Here is a 15685-nt window from a genome sequence, read left to right as displayed (position 1 = left end):
GGGCCGGCCAACCTGATGCAGCACCAAGGACGTCCCATGCCTCCATCAATTGCCCTACCGCCCACACTCGAGTCTTCGTTCAGGCCGGGCGAAGTTGCCTTGGTCGGCGCCGGCCCCGGTGATCCACGCCTGCTGACCCTGCGCGCCTGGAGCCTGTTGATGCAGGCCGACGCCGTGGTGTACGACCGGCTGATCAGCCCAGAATTGCTGATCCTGATCCCCCTCGCCTGCGCCCGGCATTACGTCGGCAAGGCCAGCGGCTGCCACAGCCTGCCCCAGGAACAGATCAACGAGCTGCTGGCCGACCTCGCCGATCAAGGGCAGCGCGTGGTCCGGCTCAAGGGTGGCGACCCGTTCATTTTCGGCCGTGGCGCCGAGGAGCTGGAGTACCTGCTGCAACGCGGCATCGACTGCCAGGTGGTCCCGGGCATCACCGCCGCCTCCGGCTGCAGCGCTTACGCGGGCATCCCGCTGACCCACCGCGACCTGGTCAACTCCTGTCGGTTCATCACCGGCCATTTGCAACGTGACGGCGAGTTGTCGCTGCCCTGGAGCAGCCTCGCCGACGGTAGCCAGACCCTGGTGTTCTACATGGGCCTGTCGAACCTGAGGATCATCGCCCAGCGCCTGATCGAGGCCGGACTGCCGGCCGATACACCGGCGGCGCTGATCAGCAACGGCACCCGCCCCGACCAGCATGTCGCCCGAGGCGTGCTTCACCAGCTGCCGAGCCTGGTGCTGGAGTGTCCGCCGGGCATCCCGACGCTGACGGTGATCGGCAAAGTGGTGGATCTGTTCGCCACGCAACAGCTGGATTTCCCCGCGCGCTTCTACCCCGCTCAGGCACTGTTGCGTCGCGGCAAGGTGGCGATATGAGGCGCCTGGTGCTTGCCCCGTTGTTATGGCTCGGTGCGGCCCAGGCCGGGACCACGCTGGCGCCACTTGAACAAGCCGCGATCGACTACCGGGTGCATTGCCAGGGTTGCCATGGGGCCAACCGGTTCGGCGCTGCGGGCCCGGCGTTGTTGCCGCAGAGCCTGAGCCGGATCAAGCCCGCCGAAATCCGCAGCGTGATCCGCGACGGTCGCCCCGCGAGCCAGATGACCGGGTATGCCCAGGTGTTCAGCCCGGCGCAGATCGACGGCTTGGTGGACTACCTGCAGCAACCCCCCGCCACCGTGCCGACCTGGAGTAACGATGACATCCGCGCCAGTCACTCGCTGTTGGCCGATGTCGGCAAGCTTCCGGGCACGGCCCAGCATGGTGCCGATCCCCTGAACCTGTTTGTGGTGGTAGAGGCCGGCGATCATCACATCAGCATCCTCGACGGCGATCGGTTCGAGGTGCTGGCGCGCTTTGCTTCGCACTTCGCGGTGCATGGCGGGCCGAAGTTCTCGCCGGACGGACGCTTCGTCTACGTGGCCTCGCGCGATGGCTGGGTCAGCCTGTATGACCTGCACAACCTGAAGCTGATCGCCGAAGTCCGCGCCGGGCTCAATACCCGCAACCTCGCGGTGAGCAAGGATGGCCGTTGGGTGCTGGTCGGCAACTATCTGCCCGGCAACCTGGTGGTGCTCGATGCCCGCGACCTGTCACTGGTCAAAACCATCCCGGCGACCGGCCTGGACAGTACCGCGTCGCGGGTCAGTGCGGTCTACTCCGCCCCGCCCCGCGACAGCTTCATCGTGGCGCTCAAGGACGTGAAGGAAGTCTGGGAGCTGTCCTGGGCCGGCACCCCGGACTTCGTGCCGCGACGGATCCAGGCCGGGGATGTGCTGGACGACTTTTCCTTTTCACCGGACTACAAGCAGCTGCTGGCCACTTCACGCAAGGCCGGGGGCGGCCAGGTGATCGACCTCGACAGCGGCAAGGTGGTCACCGACATACCGCTGCCGGGAATGCCGCACCTGGGGTCGGGAACCTACTGGAAACGCAACGGTGAATGGGTGTTCGCCACGCCGAACATCAGTAAGGGGCTGATTTCGGTCATCGACTTCAAGACCTGGAAACTGATCAAGGAAATCCCGACCCTGGGGCCGGGTTTCTTCATGCGCAGCCACGTCAATTCACGGTATGCCTGGAGCGATGTGTTCTTCGGTCCCGATAACGATGCGATCCACCTCATCGACAAACAGACCCTGGAAATCGCCCGCACCCTGCGCCCGATGCCCGGCAAGACCGCCGCCCATGTCGAGTTCACCCGCGACGGCCGCTATCTGTTGCTGAGCATCTGGGCCACCGACGGCGCGCTGATCGTGTATGACAGCAACACCCTCGCGGAGATCAAACGCATCCCGATGAACAAGCCGTCGGGTAAGTACAACGTGGGCAACAAGATCGAGTTTGCGGAAGGGACGTCGCATTAAGCCAGCGCCTACAGGGTTCTGTGTCGGGCACACTATTCGCGTACACCCCGATTACCTGTAGGAGCCGGCTTGCCGGCGAAGGCGGTCTGATAGTCGACATTGATGTTGGCTGACACGCCGCCTTCGCTGGCAAGCCAGCTCCTACAGGGTTGCAGGTCGAGCACACTATTCGTGTACACCCCGATTAACTGTAGGAGCCGGCTTGCCGGCGAAGGCGGTCTGATAGTCGACATTGATGTTGGCTGACACGCCGCCTTCGCTGGCAAGCCAGCTCCTACAGGGTTGCAGGTCGAGCACACTATTCGTGTACACCCCGATTAACTGTAGGAGCCGGCTTGCCGGCGAAGGCGGTCTGACATCCGGCATTGATGTTGGCTGACACGCCGCCTTCGCTGGCAAGCCAGCTCCTACAGGGTTGCAGGTCGAGCACACTATTCGTGTACACCCCGATTAACTGTAGGAGCCGGCTTGCCGGCGAAGACGGTCTGATATACGGCATGGATGTTGGCTGACACGCCGCCTGCGACGTTCAGCTCAAGGTGTAGCCATTGTCGACCTTCCAGTCCTGACCATAAACACCCCGGGCGCCTTGGGACAGCTGGAAGATAATCACATTGGCCACCGCCGACGCATCGAGAAAATGCCCGGGCAGCAGACGTTTGCCGAGGGTGTCGGCGACGTCGTCGAGCTCCCTTTCACTCAAGCCCAGGTGGTCCCACATCGAGGTTGCGGTCGGTCCCGGGGAGACCAGGTTGATGCGCACCTCATACCGAGCGAACTCCACCGCCAAGGTGCGCGCATGCGCCGCCAGCGCGGCCTTGCCGGCAATGTAGGCCGCCAGGCCGGGAAAGCTCGAGCCGGTGAGGAAACTGCCGACAAACACCACCGAAGCCGGGCTCGCCAGTTCACCGCGCAACGCCGCCAGGGTGTTCAACGCCCCGGCACCGTTGACCGCCCACTGGCGCTGGAAGGCCGGCATGTCCAGGCTGTCGGCCATTTCCGCAATACCCGCGCAAGGCACCAGATAGGCTACCGGGCCCAGGATCGCGGCGCGTCGGGCCAGCTGCTGCAGGTCGTCCTGGCAGGTGACGTCCCCGGCGCACCATTGCAATCGCTCACCGTATATCTCTTTCAAGGCCGGCAATTCACCGGCGGTACGCGACATCGTCAGTACCTTGGCGCCACGGGCCAACAGCGCGCCGCACAACGCCAGGCCAATCCCGGAACTGGCGCCGGTGATCACCGCCAGACGATCCTGAAACTCGGTTTGCATCATGTTCTCCTGGGCATCGCGGATGCCAAGCACTGGGGACGTAGCCAGCCTCTATCTTTGAACAAGCGCAGCAATTTCGACTTGACGGCGATCAGATTTCCTTGAGGGAAACCAGGCGATGCAGCGGGTCAATGGCTCGAGTGCGTCGATGGGGACTGTTGCTGCAGCAGCGCCTGATCGATCTCGCTGAAGCGCAGCACACGCCCGCCCTGTTCCGCCACCAACTTGTCAGCAGCCTGGCGGCTGGAGAAGGACGCCAACACCACGCCCATCGCGCCCTTGAGCGAGGTGCCAGCCACGTAAAAGGCGTCCCTGGCATCGATCAGGTGGGCGTCATCCGGCGCGTTCCACGGGCTGCGACCCATATCGTGGACATACAAACGGGCATTGCGATGCTGGTTTTCCGGTTGCAACCACCAGCCGATCATTTCCGCCGTGGAGCAGAATTTCCTGATCCCGCCGGGTTCGACCACTTCACCCTTGGGCCCGGGGAAGCCATTGATGATCATCCCGCAGACATGGCATTCATCACTGGGATGAAAGGCTACAGCGGCATCATTCAAGGACGCTTGTGCGGGCATGTCACAGGCCGCCAGCAGCAGGCAGACCATCAGGCCCGCCATGGCACGTACCGTCGTCAGATAAAACGCATTCATCTTCAACTACTCCAGAATTTCAAAGTGAAAATCAAGTCGCCCGCCGGCGGAACAGCAGCCAGGCCCCGGCCAGGGGCGCCGCTACCCACAGCGACAGACACAGCCACAGCATCGCGCCCGGCATCGGCAAATCGCTGCCCAGGGTCAGCACCCCGGCGGTATTGGCCCCGGGTTCAAAACCGGAGAGGTTGATCAGGCGATAGATGTCGGCGGGATTGAGCAACAGCAACCAGGGCAGGATCTTCGGGTTGAACTGCCCTTCGCTGAGCACCAGCAGCGCCAGCAGGGCCAGGTCGAACACCAGCACGAAGAAAAACCACACCCCCAGCGCCAGCCCGGCGGCGGTGGATTTTTCCGCAGACACGCTGCTCAGCCCATAGGCCAGGCCGAGAAAGCCCCAGCCCAGCAAGGTCGACGACAGCATGAAGCGGCCAAAGGCCCAGAGCAGCAGGCTCAGTTCGACCTCTTCGACCAGCAGCGCAATCGCCAGCATCGCGCAGCCGAAGCCGATCAGCGTCGCCAGCGCCAGGATCAGCCCGTGGCCGACGAACTTGCCGAGCAGGATATGCCCACGCCCCAGCGGATACGTCAGTAGCAGTAGCAAGGTACCGCTCTCGTCCTCGCCGACGATGGCGTCATAGGCCAGCAGCAGGGCAATCAGCGGCATCAGGAAGGTCGCCAGGCTGGCCAGGCTGGCGATGGTGGCGGGCACCGAGGTAAAGCCCACTTGCCCGGACGCCGCAGCGCCCAACCAGGCAATACCGGTCGCCAGCACCGCGAACAACAGGCTGATCGCCAACAGCCAGCGGTTGCGCAAACCGTCGTTGAACTCCTTGCGAGCCATGTTCCAGATCGGGTTCATACGGCCTCCCCGGTTGCGGTTGCAGCCGCGCGGCCCATGTAGAAGCGGTAGATATCTTCCAGCGACGGCGGGGCGATTTCCACGTCAGCCGGTTCATCGTCATTGAGCAGTTGGCGCAACAGGCCGAGCTTGCTGCCATTGAGCGCGGCCACTTCCAGACCTTCCGTGCCCCAGCGCTGGGTGACATGCCCGGCATTGTTCCAACGCTGCTGCAAGGGCCCGGCATGCTTGAGCCCGTGGGCGCGAATCAGCGTCGGCAGCCCGGCTTCCTCCCGCAGGCTGTGCAGACTGCCCAGGGCCAGCAGACGGCCCTGGGTCAGAATCGCCGCGCGGTTGATATGCGCCTCGACCCCGGGCAACACGTGGGAACACAGAATGACGCTGGTGCCCTGGCTGCGCAGGCGATCGAGCAATCGATACAGATCCCGGGTGGCGATCGGATCGAGGCCTACGGTCGGCTCGTCGAGCAGCAACAAGCGCGGCGCCCCGAGCAAGGCTTGCGCCAGCCCCAGGCGTTGACGCATACCCTTGGAATACGTCTTGACCCGCCGATGCGCCACGCCCGCCAAACCGACTTCCTCGAGCAGCCCGTCCACCTGGGTGAACGCTGCACCTTTGAGTCGGGCGAAATGCCGCAAGGTCTCCAGCCCACTGAGCTGCGGATAAAAGGTCACGTTCTCCGGCAAATAGCCCAGCAGGCGTCGAACGTGGGGATCACTGGGCAATCGACCGAACACCCTCACCTGCCCTGCGCTGGCCTGGAGCAATCCCAGCACCAGCTTCATGCAGGTGGTCTTGCCCGCGCCGTTGTGGCCGAACAAGCCCAGCACTTCCCCTTCGGCCAGGCTCAGGTTCAGCTGATGCAGCACGGTGCTGTGCCCGTAGCGCTGGCTGACACCTTCGATGTCGATGACGTTCATGCGGCAGGCTCCTGGGTCAGGGATTGAATGGGTGACTTCATCAGCGGATGGCTGTCCTGCACACCCGGCGACTTCATCACCGGAAAGGCCCGTTGTACCCAACGCAGCAATTCGATACCCGGGCTGTTCATCAGCAGCCGCACTTGCGGGTACAGCCACAGCAGGCGGTCGACGTTGTCGTTGGGTTCGTAGGCGATATCGCCCAGGCCGTCATTGTTGCGGTCCCAGCCCAGGTAATCGCTCCAGAAGTTGCCCCGGCCCTGCGCCGACCACTCCTGCAAGCGGGTGGCCACGTACTTGACCTGGCGCTGGTTGCCGACAAAAGCGTTGTCGGCGATGCGGTTGTCTTCGGAACCGGCGGTGAGGTGAATGCCCACGGCGCTGTGCTCGAAGCGATTGTGTTCGATGCTGTTGAACAGCGAGTTGTAGATGAACAACGCCTTGCCCTCGGCGCCGCTGATCATGCTGTCGCCGGTCGACCCGTCGCGCACGTCGGTGACAATGTTGTCGCGCAAGGTTGAATAGGTGATGTAGTTCATCAGGATGCCGTAGTTCTGATCCTGCTCGGAGCGATTGCCGATCACCGTCAGCTTGCGGCTTTGCATCAGTGCGTAGCCGGTGCGGGTGCGGCGGGTGGTGTTGCCGATCAGCCGGTTATCGTTGGCGAACATGTAATGCACGCCGTAGCGCAGGTCTTCCAGGGTGTTGCCCTGCAGGAGGTTGCCGTTGGAGGTATCGATGTAGATGCCGTCGCGGGTGTCGCGCACCTGGTTACCAATGACCCTGGCCCCGTGCACCGCATACAGATGGATGCCGTTGCCGCGGTCCTGGGAGCGCATCGTCGGATCACCCTGGATGCGGTTGTCGACCAGGCTCACATCCGCCGTGCCATCGACCCAGATACCGAAACCCCGGCCTTGCAGGCGATTGCCCTTGATCACGGCGCCTCGGGCCTTGGGCTGGATGAACAGCCCGGCGTTCATGGCCGTGAGGTCGTGCCCCCAGGCGAGAAAGGTGCAGCCCTCGATCCCGACATCCGGGGCGCTGATGATCAAGCCGTTGCCCTGCCCCTCGCCCTGGAACACCGCGCCCGGCTCACAGACAATCTGCATCGATTGATCGACGCTGAACGAGCCGCGGTACTCCCCCGCCGGCAGGTGCCAGCGTTGCCCGGCGTCCTGCGTCAACGGCAAGCGGGTGACGGGCTGCACCGCCGCCAGGGCGCTGGTGCCCAGCGACAGGAGCGCCAGCGCAATGACCTTCATGAATCTTTGCTTGAAACCGGTCATTGGCCCGCTCCTGTCGATGGGCAACCGTCAGGCCTTCTCGACCAGCATGCGGCCGACCATTTCCATGTGCAGCGCATGGCAGAACCAGCTGCAGTAGAACCAGTGCAGGCCGGGCTTGTCGGCGGTGAAGGTGATGGACGACGTCTGCTGCGGGCTGATCTCCATGCTCACGCCATGGTTGGTCATGACGAAACCGTGGGTCACGTCTTCGATCTGGTCGATGTTGGTGATGGTCACGGTGACCTCGTCACCCTGCTTGACGGTGAACTCCGGCAAGCCGTAGGCCGGGGCCATCGAGGTCATGTAGACCCGGACTTTCTTGCCGTCGCGGATGACCTTGTTGTCGGTCTCCAGCTTGATCCCGTCCTTGGTGGCGATGGCCACGGTTTCGGCGAAAAACGGGTCGTTGCGGTCCCAGATCTTCTTGGTCTTGATCTGGTCGCGTCGGGCCATGATGCAATCGTGGGGTTCGGCGAACGCCGGACCGTCGTGCACCAGTTTCATCTCGTCGCCGGAGATATCGATCAACTGATCGTTTTCCGGGTGCAGCGGGCCGGTCGGCAGGAAGCGGTCCTTGGAGAATTTGCTCAGGACCATCAGCCATTTGCCGTCGGCCTCGCTGGTTTCGGTCAGCGACGCATGGTTGTGCCCCGGCTGGTACTGCACATCGAGCTTCTGCTTGATGTAGTTGACCTTCTCGCCGGTGTAGGCGCGAACGGCTTCTTCCACATTCCACTTCACCACCTGGCTGTCGATGAACAGGGTGGTGTAGGCATTACCGCGACCGTCGTAGGTGGTGTGCAGCGGGCCCAGGCCCAGTTCAGGCTCGCCGACCACCACCTCGCGAGGGTCCTTGAACTTGTCATTGAACAGATCGTCGAGCTTGGCGGTGGCGATGATGGTGCAGGTCGGCGAAAGCTTGCCGGCAGCGATGAAATACTTGCCGTCGGGCGTCATGTTGATGCCATGCGGGTTCTTCGGCACCGGGATATAGCGGGTGAATTCGCTGTCCTTGCCCTCGGCTTTACGACCGTCGACCACCGGCACTTTCGAATCGCCCAGGGTGATGAACTTGCCGGCCTTGATCGCCGCCTCGATGCGCTGGATGTTGAACACCACCACCCAGTCGCGCTCGTTGCGCATCATGCCGCCCAGGTCGTAGGCCTTCTCCGAGTTGTAGCAGGTCGAGGCCGCGTACTTGCCGGTGTAGTCGGCATCAGTGTTATCCAGGTTGCCGTCGACGATCACCTGGAACGCCATCTCCATCTTCTCGGCATCGATGGCGTTGAACATCGTGTAGCTGTTCTTGTCCTGCAGGTCGAAGGTGCTGCCGTCATTGGGATGCGGAATCACGAACTCGGCATTGGCGAACACGTACCTGGTGTGGGGCATTTTCTGCAGACGCAGACCGTGCACGGCCTGCACGTTCGGTACGGTGAGCATCTTGTCGCACTTCATGACATCCAGGCGGATGCGCGCGACCCGGCTGTTGGCCTTGTCATTGATGAACAGGTACTTGCCATCGTACTTGCCGTCGGTCATCGACAAATGCGGGTGGTGGCAGTCGCCATTCTGGAAGTGGGCGCTGTCGCCCATGATCCGCTTGCTTTCGTTGGTCAGGCCCCAGCCCGTGGCGGAATCGACGTTGAACACCGGGATGCGCAACAACTCGCGCATCGATGGAATGCCCATGATCCGCACTTCACCCTGGTGACCGCCGCTCCAGAAACCGTAGTATTCGTCCAGATCCCCTGGCCCTACGTGGATCTTCGATTTCGACTCCTTGGCCGCCGCGGCAAAGGATTCCCGGGTGAATACCGCGCCGCCGATGGCCGTGGCACCGGCCAGCACCGCACCGGTCACCGCGCTGGTGCCGAGGAAACCACGCCGGCTCAGGCCGGTCGGTTCCGTAACCTCGGCTGGTTTTGTGGATTCTGTGTCGTTCATGAGGTGCTCCTTGAAGGAATAAAAACAGTCACTGGGGACGTGAGCTCGCCGGGTTCAGCCGTCACTTCCACGACAGGTATGAGTTGCGCGTTCACCGGTGCGGCCTTGCCGCGTTGTTTCTTGCGCTTGTTGATCAGCGGCGGGCATTTGTGATCGTTGTTCCAGGTCATCTGGCAATCGAGGCAGTAGTGGCACTCGTTGGCATTGATCCGGCCATCGGGATGGATTGCCTGGATCTCGCATTCCTTGGCGCAGAGTTGGCAAGGGTCGCCGCAGTCCTTGCGGCGCTTGAGCCAGTCGAACAGCCGCAGTTTGGTGGGGATCGCCAGCGCAGCGCCCAACGGGCAGATGTAGCGGCAATAGACCTTGCGCGTGAAAATATTGATGACCAGCAGCGCCACCGCGTAGAGCACGAACCACCACTGGCGGTCGAACCTTAAGGTAATGGCGGTCTTGAAGGGTTCCACTTCAGCGAACAGTTCGGCCGTGGTCATCGACTCCAGGGAGACGCCGAACAGCGCCAGCAGGATGATGTACTTGATCGCCCACAGCCGCTCATGGACCGCGAACGGCAGTTCATATTGGGGAATCTTCAGCTTGCGGGCGGCTTCGTTGATCAACTCCTGCAAGGCGCCGAACGGGCACAGCCAGCCGCAGAACACGCCACGGCCCCACAACAGGATGCTCGCGGCGGTGAACACCCAGAGCATGAAGATCAGCGGATCGGTGAGAAACAGTTCCCAGCGGAAGTTTTCGAACAGGGCATGGACGAAGGTCAGCACGTTGACCACCGACAGTTGCCCCAGGGCGTACCAGCCGATGAACACCACGGTGAACACCAGGTAGCCGCGGCGCAGCCAATGAAGAAAGTGCGGCCGGCGGGTGAAGGTGTCCTGCAGGAACAGAATCGTCGTGAGCAACAGCAACGCCGCGCCGAGGACCATGATCTGGAACTGTTTCTGATACCAGATGGTCACCCACATCGGCCGGCCGGCTTCCTCGATGGCCGCCAACTCTTCGGCGCTGGGCAATGGCCGTTCCAGGTAAGGCTCGGGCATCTGGTAAGGCAGTTCGAAGCTGCTGAAGGTGCCGCTGACCGGACCGGTCTGACGGCGCACCAGCAGTTCCAAGGTCCAGGCGGCTCCCGGGTCAAACCTGGCCGGTTCACGCACAATGAAAATCGACATTTCATCGAACTCGGGGATGCCCTTGGCGAAGACGTCGTCGAGCCGTTGATGGTCCATGTCGCGAAAGCTGATGACGTTGCCGAACTGGCGCAGTTGCACCCGGTCGAAGATCCCGCCGCGCACATAACCCGAACCCTTGTAGGAGAACAGCCCACGGCCCAGCACGGCGATGGCCTGCTCGCCCGGCTTGAGTTCCTGCATGAGAAAACGGTACTGATTGTCGCCCAGCAGGTTGCGGCCGATGGTCGGCGCGTTCAGGTCGGCGACGTAGAGTTCGATGAAAGTGTCATCGACCTGTTCGGCACTGGCGTTGTCGATGCCTTCGGCTTCGGTGCCCTTGAAGGCGGCATCAACCTGGCCCCGGGTCAGGTTCAGGCGGCGGATCGCGCCGTTGCCGGTCAGTTGTTCCCAGGTGGCGGGCTCGTAGAAGTCCTGGCGTACCGTGGCGGGTTTCTGCGCCTGGCCGCTCTTGTCATCGACCAGTTTGAGCGATACGGCCACCTCGTGGGCCGCGCGCATGATCACCTCGTTGACCACCATCGCCGTGACGGTCGCGCCGGCGATGGCATCCACGGTGACGGCGTTCGGGTCGCTGGAGTGGCCGACGACCACCCGCTGGCTGACGTTGATGTCCTTGTACTTGGCGCTGAAGGCGTGGAGTTTTGCTTCGGGAATCCCGATCAGCAGGATCGGTTCATGGTGCTCGAGGACATAGGCGTCCTTGATCACCCCCGCCGGGTCGAGGATCACCTGGGTGTTGATCGGTTTGCCCGAGTAGGCCGGAATATCGACCACGTCCAGGCTTTGGAACACGTAACCGGTGATTTTGCCGGCCGTTGACAGCGTGCGCACCTTGAATTTGCCTTCAGGGGCGGACACCGAGTCGGTCTGGGGGAAGGTCTTTTCGATGCGCTGCTGCTCAATGTCGCCGTATTCTTTGGCCTGCACCGCGCCGAAGGGGGCGCCTGGCAGTACGAGCATCAGGGCGAGCATCAGCCCGACGCGCCACTCGCGCAGGCTGCGCAGGTGGCGATGGATCGATGGCTGATGGAGGGTCATGGTCTGGCCGAAATCAAGAGGGCTTCCGGTCATGTTAGGGAGCGTGGCCCCCCCTGCCCTTGATTGAGATCAACTTGAGTAAAGTCCGTGCCGGGGCCTGCTCCAGACACCTCAGACCGTGCGAGAAAACTGGCCCTTCTGCTCGCCACCCAGATAGGCGTCAAACGCCATTGCGGCACTGCGCATCATCAAGTGCCCTTGGGGCAATAACACCAGGGCATCGTGATGGATCTCCAGCAACCCATCGCGCACATGCTCGTCGAGTTGCGCCAGCGCTTCGGCAAAATACTCGGTAAAACAGATGCCATGACGCGTCTCGAACTTGGCGAAATCGATCCGGCCGTGGCACATCAGGTCGCTGATCACCTCGCGACGCAGCAAGTCGTCGTCATTCAAGCGGTATCCCCGATGCACCGGCAACAGGCCCTGATCGATTCGGGCGTAGTACTGCGAAAGCTCCTTGACGCTCTGGCTGTAGCTGTCGCCGACCTTGCCGATCGACGATACCCCGAGACCGATCAAATCGCAGTCGGCGTGGGTCGAATAGCCCTGGAAGTTGCGTTGCAGGGTGCCGTTGACGCGGGCCAGGGCCAGTTCGTCGTCCGGCAAGGCGAAGTGGTCCATGCCGATATAGACATAACCGGCTGCAATCAGCCGGCGAATGGTCAGCTCGAGCAACTCCAGCTTGCGCTCCGGCGGCGGCATGTCTTCCTGGCGGATCAAGCGTTGCGCACGCACCATCTGCGGCAGATGGGCGTAGCTGTAGGCGGCGATGCGGTCCGGGCGCAGGGCAATGATCTTGCCCAGGGTCACATCGAAGCTGGCCACGGTCTGCAACGGCAGCCCATAGATCAGATCGACGCTGACCGACTTGAATCGCGCCTCGCGAGCGGCGGCGACCAGCGCATAGATCTGTTCTTCGCTTTGGGTACGATTGACCGCAGCCTGCACGTCCGGGTCGAAGTCCTGCACGCCGAAGCTCAGGCGATTGAAGCCCAGTTGGCGCAGCGACTGGATCTGTTCGGTGCTGATGGTGCGCGGATCGACCTCGATGGAAAACTCATGGTCGTCGCTGTCGTCCAGGTTGAACGCCTGGTGCAGGCAGTCCATCAGGTCCGCCAGCTGTTCGCTGGTCAGGTAGGTCGGTGTGCCGCCGCCCAGGTGCAGTTGCGTGAGTTTGCGGCTGCCGTCGAACAAGGCGGCCTGCATCGCGATTTCACGCTTGAGGTACTTCAGGTACTCGACGGCGCGATGGGTTTTCTGGGTGATGATTTTGTTGCAGGCGCAGTAATAACACAGGCTTTTGCAGAACGGGATGTGGATGTACACCGACAATGGTTTGGGCACAGCCACCTGATTGCTGGCCCGCGCGGCCATTTGATAGTCGTCCACGGCAAACGCCTGGTGAAACTGTGGCGCGGTGGGGTACGAGGTATAGCGCGGCCCGGGGCGGTCATACTTTTCGACCAGGGCTCGATTGAAATCGAATGCAGGCTTCATGATCAATCTACTCGCAGGTGGGTCAATGCCATGCTGCGCTTGACCCCTTTTCAAACAGGTTGCAGATGGCATCCACGTCCGGCCGACCGGCGGGGAGAATGCTGATGAAACGATCCGACAGCTCGATCAACCCATCATGACTCAATTGTTCGAGCAATGGCCAAATTGAGGAAAAATACCTGGAAAAGACCAGGCCGTAACGGCGCTCGATGGCACGGATATCCAGCTCCAGGTCACAGGCCAGCCGCTCCATGACCCGATGCCTGATCTGATCCCCCGCCTCAACGCGCCAGCCCCGGGCCGTCGGCAACTGCCCGCTGTCCAGATGCTGCTGGTAAGGCTCGACCGCGTCGGCGTTTTGCGTATACAGATCGTCGATCTGACTGATGGCGCCCGAGCCGAACCCGAGATGATCGCAATAGCCGTGACGGCTGAAACCGTCGCAGGTGCGCCGTAACCGGCCTCGTTCCTGGGCGATCGCCAGGTCATCATCGGGCCGTACGAACTGCCCGAGGCCGATGTAGTGATAACCCGCGCCAATCAATTGGTCGAAGCAGATCTGGCGCATCGCGCCTTTATCCTCCTGGCTGCACAGCGCCCTGCCCCTCGCGCCGGGCATCGGCCGGTAGCGTCGAGGTGGCCGGGCATAGTCGAACACCATCAGCCTGTCCGGTTCCAGCTCGATAATGGTCGCCAGTTTCTGGGCGAAGCTGTCCGGGCTCTGCCAGGCATGACCGAACCCCAGGTCGACGTTGATGGAGCGAAAGCCGAAGGTGCGCGCGGCATCGATCAGTGAGTGAATCGGCGCCGGGTTCTGGTAGCAGGCCACCGACATGTCGCTGTCGCTGTCGATATCCGGAACGCCGATGCTGACGTGATTGAAGCCCTGGTCGCGCAACGCGCCCATGGTCGACCAATCGGTATGGTGAAGGTCCACCTCGACGCTGTAGTCGCCGCACTCATGTTCGAGAAAGTTGAACCGGCCACGCAGATGCCCCATCAGCCGCTGCAGATGAACGATGGTGGGGGTGGCGCCGCCCAGATGAAACTGCTCGACCCGCTGCTCTGCCCCCAGGTGGCAGCCGACGAGGTCGATTTCCTTTTCCAGGCGCTGAAGATACTGTTCGATGCCGCCGTGCTCGCAAGCGATCTCCCGCGGGGAACAGAACGCAGGCTTGAGCCTGGACGGCAGCTGCACGTTCAGGGCCAGTGGACGGCGCTTCTGACGACTGACGCGCAAGGCCCGCAGCAGGTCCAGCGAGCCGATGCCGGCATGGAACTTTTGCGTGTCGGCATGGCAGTTGGGGTCGAGTACGCCCTGATCGCACCGGGCGATCTCGCCTGGGTCGTGAAAGAAATCGAGCATGACGGGTCTCCGTGACGGGCTGCGAATCACAGTGTCCGGGCTTGAGGGTCAATGCTCCTTGACTTGCATCAAGCTTGAGCGAAGTGGCGGCTCCTACAGGGAATCAGTGGCGTCCACCGATTTCGTGGCCACAGACCGATCCCCTGTAGGAGCCGGCTTGCCGGCGAAGGCGGCGTCACATGCAGCAGAGTTGTTGGCTGACAGACCGCCTTCGCCGGCAAGCCGGGCTCCTACAGGGGATCGGTGGAGCCCACCGAATTTGTGACTATGGCGATCACCATGTCAGGTAGAACATACCTTTAGCCAACAGCACGATAACGACCATGTGGCAGAACAGGCTGGCGTGGATGAAGCGCAAGTAGCGCGCATTCATCCGGCCGCTCTTGAACAGGAACATGGCTGTCAGGAAATGCAGGAGCACGCTGGCGGCGACCGCGATTTTCAACGCCAGCAAGGTGCCGAACGATGACGCCAGGGGTGCCGCGAGGGCTGGCAGGTAGCGTAGCCAGACCATGCCCAGCCCCGCGCCGAACAACACCAGCAGCACCCACGGCATCAAGCTGCGGGCCCTGCGGCCGATCCCCTGCTCGACCAGCAGCATCACTCTGGCCGGCAGCTGTTTGCGGATGCTTTCCAGAAACAGCACTTCGAAGAACACGGTGCCGATGAAGATCAGGGCGGCAAACAGATGCAGGGTCAGAATCAGCGGATAGATCATGATGAGCGCCACTGGCTGGGTGTCTCTGCAGACTACACAGCCGGACGCCCCACCCGGTTGACACCGATCAAGAAAGCCCCACACCCTGGCGCCGGGCCGATCAGTGCCCGCGAATATAGTGCTCCAGTTGCCGGATCAAATCGGCCTGCTCAACGATGGCTTCCTTGACCAGGTCACCGATCGACAACAGCCCGATCAGTTCACCGCCCTCCACCACCGGCAGATGGCGCAGGTGGCTGTCGGTCATGACCGCCATGCACCGCTCGATGCTGTGCTGGCTGTCCGCCGTGACCACCGGCGCACTCATGATGGCCCTGACCGGGGTGCCGACCGACGAGCGTCCCTGCAGCACCACCTTGCGTGCGTAGTCGCGCTCGCTGATCACGCCCACCACCTGCCCGTCTTCAATGACCGGCAGCGCGCCGACATTCTTTTCGGCCATGATCTTCAGCGCTTCAAGGACCATCACGTCTGGCGCGACGCTGTGCACCTGGCGGTTTTGTACGATCTTCAGCTTGAGTAACTGTGCGGCTGTTTTCATA

Annotated in this window: 13 protein-coding genes; 2 read left to right on the top strand and 11 right to left on the bottom strand. The window is 62.3% G+C overall.

Annotated elements, in window-relative coordinates; genetic code table 11:
* Window positions 1–36 precede the first annotated feature (36 nt).
* Window positions 37–876, top strand: coding sequence for a uroporphyrinogen-III C-methyltransferase (gene cobA / locus F8N96_RS03360; protein ID WP_150796559.1), 840 nt, complete (start codon window positions 37–39; stop codon window positions 874–876).
* Complete coding sequence (locus F8N96_RS03355; protein ID WP_150796558.1) at window positions 873–2366, top strand: nitrite reductase; 1494 nt, start codon at window positions 873–875, stop codon at window positions 2364–2366. Before cobA ends, F8N96_RS03355 begins: the two co-directional genes overlap by 4 nt.
* 529 nt (window positions 2367–2895) lie before the next feature.
* Here F8N96_RS03355 and F8N96_RS03350 read toward each other — a convergent pair.
* The 11 genes from F8N96_RS03350 to F8N96_RS03300 form a co-directional block, all read right to left on the bottom strand.
* Entirely contained in the window at window positions 2896–3639 is a 744-nt protein-coding gene (locus F8N96_RS03350) for an SDR family NAD(P)-dependent oxidoreductase (protein ID WP_150796557.1), read from the bottom strand.
* A 128-nt stretch (window positions 3640–3767) separates the two neighbouring features.
* Window positions 3768–4295 carry a nitrous oxide reductase accessory protein NosL gene (locus tag F8N96_RS03345; RefSeq protein ID WP_150796556.1) on the bottom strand — a complete coding sequence of 176 codons (528 nt, stop codon included), beginning with the start codon at window positions 4293–4295 and terminating at the stop codon, window positions 3768–3770.
* A gap of 31 nt (window positions 4296–4326) precedes the next feature.
* Window positions 4327–5157 carry an ABC transporter permease gene (locus F8N96_RS03340; protein WP_150796555.1) on the bottom strand — a complete coding sequence of 277 codons (831 nt, stop codon included), beginning with the start codon at window positions 5155–5157 and terminating at the stop codon, window positions 4327–4329.
* On the bottom strand, window positions 5154–6077 hold the full coding sequence (locus F8N96_RS03335) for an ABC transporter ATP-binding protein (RefSeq protein WP_150796554.1): 924 nt from the start codon (window positions 6075–6077) through the stop codon (window positions 5154–5156). The genes F8N96_RS03340 and F8N96_RS03335 overlap by 4 nt, the downstream gene beginning before the upstream one ends.
* On the bottom strand, window positions 6074–7366 hold the full coding sequence (locus F8N96_RS03330) for a nitrous oxide reductase family maturation protein NosD (RefSeq protein ID WP_412071798.1): 1293 nt from the start codon (window positions 7364–7366) through the stop codon (window positions 6074–6076). Before F8N96_RS03330 ends, F8N96_RS03335 begins: the two co-directional genes overlap by 4 nt.
* A 27-nt stretch (window positions 7367–7393) precedes the next feature.
* The gene (nosZ, locus tag F8N96_RS03325) at window positions 7394–9313 is read right to left on the bottom strand and encodes a TAT-dependent nitrous-oxide reductase (protein WP_150796553.1); all 1920 of its coding nucleotides are present in this window, start codon (window positions 9311–9313) and stop codon (window positions 7394–7396) included.
* A complete protein-coding gene (gene nosR, locus F8N96_RS03320; RefSeq protein ID WP_412071800.1) occupies window positions 9310–11559 on the bottom strand; it encodes a transcriptional regulator NosR in 2250 nt (749 codons plus the stop codon). Before nosR ends, nosZ begins: the two co-directional genes overlap by 4 nt.
* Window positions 11560–11670: 111 nt before the next feature.
* Window positions 11671–13059: an oxygen-independent coproporphyrinogen III oxidase gene (gene hemN / locus F8N96_RS03315; protein WP_150796551.1), complete on the bottom strand. Its 1389-nt coding sequence runs from the start codon at window positions 13057–13059 to the stop codon at window positions 11671–11673.
* Window positions 13060–13081: 22 nt separating this feature from the next.
* Window positions 13082–14425 carry a coproporphyrinogen III oxidase gene (locus tag F8N96_RS03310; RefSeq protein ID WP_150796550.1) on the bottom strand — a complete coding sequence of 448 codons (1344 nt, stop codon included), beginning with the start codon at window positions 14423–14425 and terminating at the stop codon, window positions 13082–13084.
* Window positions 14426–14699: 274 nt separating this feature from the next.
* Window positions 14700–15143 carry a CopD family copper resistance protein gene (locus tag F8N96_RS03305; RefSeq protein WP_138967133.1) on the bottom strand — a complete coding sequence of 148 codons (444 nt, stop codon included), beginning with the start codon at window positions 15141–15143 and terminating at the stop codon, window positions 14700–14702.
* 100 nt (window positions 15144–15243) lie between these two features.
* A complete protein-coding gene (locus F8N96_RS03300) occupies window positions 15244–15684 on the bottom strand; it encodes a CBS domain-containing protein (protein ID WP_150796549.1) in 441 nt (146 codons plus the stop codon).
* Window position 15685: the final 1 nt, after the last annotated feature.

This window comes from Pseudomonas fluorescens, assembly GCF_902497855.1.
Taxonomy (GTDB): Bacteria; Pseudomonadota; Gammaproteobacteria; order Pseudomonadales; family Pseudomonadaceae; genus Aquipseudomonas; species Aquipseudomonas fluorescens_BI.
The sequence above is the reverse complement of the archived record's forward strand: the minus strand, read 5'-3'. Positions and strand labels throughout refer to the sequence as shown.